Annotated in this window: 3 protein-coding genes; all 3 read right to left on the bottom strand. The window is 30.9% G+C overall.

Features of this window, described 5'->3' with window-relative positions; translation table 11 throughout:
• Nucleotides 1–149: 149 nt before the first annotated feature.
• The 3 genes from KKC53_06760 to KKC53_06750 are packed head-to-tail and all read right to left on the bottom strand — an operon-like array spanning nucleotide 150 to nucleotide 2,942.
• Nucleotides 150–1,403, bottom strand: a complete 1,254-nt coding sequence (locus KKC53_06760) for a molybdopterin molybdotransferase MoeA (GenBank protein MBU2598847.1) — start codon at nucleotides 1,401–1,403, stop codon at nucleotides 150–152.
• The gene (mobB, locus tag KKC53_06755) at nucleotides 1,400–2,056 is read right to left on the bottom strand and encodes a molybdopterin-guanine dinucleotide biosynthesis protein B (protein MBU2598846.1); all 657 of its coding nucleotides are present in this window, start codon (nucleotides 2,054–2,056) and stop codon (nucleotides 1,400–1,402) included. Before mobB ends, KKC53_06760 begins: the two co-directional genes overlap by 4 nt.
• Before the next feature lie 49 nt (nucleotides 2,057–2,105).
• Entirely contained in the window at nucleotides 2,106–2,942 is an 837-nt protein-coding gene (locus KKC53_06750) for an MBL fold metallo-hydrolase (protein ID MBU2598845.1), read from the bottom strand.
• Nucleotides 2,943–2,949 lie beyond the last annotated feature (7 nt).

Here is a 2,949-nt window from a genome sequence, read left to right as displayed (position 1 = left end):
TATCTTTATAACATTCGCACTGATATCTTCTCTTTCACCTCTATATCCTTTATCACTTACAGTCAAAATAGAAAATCTAATCATTTTTAATCTTCCCCCTCTCCCTTTCCCTCTCCCACCACAGGAGAGGCTACACAGTCAAGAGACATTTAAAAATTTTCAATACTAATAGGAATTGGTGTAGTAAGAATTGCTTTTAACATTCTAACCTCTACATCTTCCCCTCTTTCAATAAAATTTTTCTCAGCTGGAATAGTTAATAATCCATTTGCTTTTGCCATAGATCTTAATATACCAGAACCCTGGTCACCTGTTGTTTTTACCCATAACTCATCTCTTTCCTTATAAACAATTACTCTTAGATAATGAACTCGACCTTTTTTATTTTTAACTGGGTGTGCCATCTTTGCCTTTATAATCTGTCGAGGTTGGAACTTTTTATTCATCATTTTAAAAATAGAGGGTCTTATATAATTTTCAAAACAAACCATCACAGAAACAGGATTCCCTGGAAGACCAAAAATTGGTTTTTTTTCAAAAACCCAGAACGCCATAGGTAAACCTGGTCTTTGAGTTATTTTCCAGAACTTTAGTTCAGCACCAATCTCTGTAACAATATTTCTAACAAGGTCATGTTCACCCATAGAAACTCCTCCAGATATAATTATCAAATCTGCTTTCTCCAGAGCATCTATAATTTTTTCTTTTATTTCTTCTGTATTATCCTTAACTATTCCATATTCTAAAGGTATAGCTCCCACTTCTTTCACCTGAGCTGATAATGAATAAGTATTTGAACTTCTTATCTTTCCTGGTGATAAGGGAGTTTTGATATCTACTAATTCATCTCCAGTACATAGAATTGCAACAATTGGTTTTGAAAAAACCTTTATTTTCTCCATACCTAAAGAAGCTAATACCCCAATGTCTGCTGGATATATTAAAGCATTTCTTTCTAAAACTTTATCACCTCTCCTTATATCCTCACCAGCTCTTCTTGTATTCATATTCGCAGGATAATGAGTATATATAATAACTCTATCTTCTAATTTTTTACAAAATTCAACTGGAATAACTGTATCAGCCCCTAAAGGAATGGGGGCACCTGTCATTATTCCAACTGCTGTTTGTTCTTTTAGCTTAACTTTAGGAGTAGTTCCAGCCATTAGTGCCTCTCCTCTAAGTAATAAAGTTGCTGGATTTTTTGGAGATGCACCTACAGTATCTTTTGACCTAACAGCAAATCCATCCATTGCTGAATTATCAAATGGTGGTATATTTTCTTCAGAAGAAACATCCTCAGCAACAACCAAACCTAAACTATCTGATATAGGAACATCCTTAGGTTTTAAAATAGAAATATTTTCTAAGATAATTTGCAAAGCTTTTTCAGGTGTAATCACTTTTCCTCCTCTATTCTTATATATATTTTTTTCTTTTTATCCACTCTCTTCAAGGATGATATCATTCCCTTTACCGTATTTACTATAAAATCTTGAACAAAACCTTTTAAAGGAATCCTTTTTCCTCCAACTAATAAATTTATCTTTGCCTTCTTCCTTTTCATTAAAAACCTATCTTCGATAAAATCTGTAACTTTTCTTATATCTTCTGTTTCAAAAACTGGTCTTGATGATTTCATATGAAAATCACAAATAAAAGCCATTACTTCCTTTGGAGAGCATATTGGTTCTTTAGATACTTCACTTCTTATAACTTCTATTTTTGGAAATGCCTGTTTCTTATATCCCTCAGTTAGAATTAGATCCACATTCTCTAAATATTTAAATGCCAATAATCCTAAATCGATTTCATTATTTGATACATCTTTTACCATAGAAATTTTTTTAGGAGAAGAAATAATAATGGTTTCAGCACCAGCTTTTTTTATCTTATATGAGTCTTTTCCTGGTATATCTATCTCATGATCATGAATATCATGCTTTATAACACCAACACTATAACCTCTACCCCTTAATTCAGGTATCAATTTCTCTAATAGACTTGTTTTTCCAGATTTTGATTTTCCTACTATGGAGACTATCGGAACTGTCAATTCTTCCTCCTTTCATACTATAAAAACAATTTCTATTTCTAATTTTACCTTATTTCAAATCTCTATAAACTCTTGCTAAGTTAGATATATGTATATCCCTTATCCAAAATGAATCATCTGGATCAGGATCTTTTTCAATTCCACACTTATCTATAGAGATTCTATAAATTTCCCTCTTTGATAGTTTAGTTTCAATAGATTCTTTTACAATTTCATTAATTTTTTTAAGATATTTAATCTTTGAATTCAATTCTTTTTCTATGTTTTCCTCTTGAATTGGCATGCCATGTCCCTGTATAATCAATTTTGGTTTAAGAGCAATTATATCCACTAATGTTTTTATGAGTTTCTCCCTATTACCGTAATAGAAATACGGAACTGGAATAACAGTATCACCAGCAAATAGAATTTCTTTATTTTTCCAATAGACACAAATTGAATCTGGAGAATGACCTGGTGTTGAAATTAACTCAAACTCTTCATCTTTAAAAAATAAATTTGCTTTCTTATTAAAAGTAATATTTGGTAAATTAATTTCTGTGCCCTCAATTTCAGGCTCAACCTTTGCAAATTCCTCTAAAATCTCTTTACCATGTCTTTTCATCATATCCCTGCATAAATCAAGAGCTATAATTCTTGCATCATTAAATATTGCATTTCCGCATGTATGATCTAAGTGATAATGAGTATTAATTATATCTTTTATACCTTTAGGTTCTCTAAGTTTTACTAGTCTCCTAACTCTTTTCATATCATCAGGAAAAAGCATAGTGTCAATAATTAATACCCCTTCCCTTGTTAAAAATGCACTTGAGTTGATATTATGATATCTTGAACTTGAATATATATATAAGTTATCAGCTATTTTTATCTCATTTACACTCATTTTTTAT

The organism is Actinomycetota bacterium (assembly GCA_018830725.1).
Taxonomy (GTDB): domain Bacteria; phylum Actinomycetota; class Humimicrobiia; order JAHJRV01; family JAHJRV01; genus JAHJRV01.
The sequence above is the reverse complement of the archived record's forward strand: the minus strand, read 5'-3'. Positions and strand labels throughout refer to the sequence as shown.

Coding starts and splice junctions, on each gene's coding strand:
- KKC53_06750 (MBU2598845.1), bottom strand. CDS start 2,942: ATGAGTGTAAATGAGATAAAAATAGCTGATAACTTATATATATATTCA.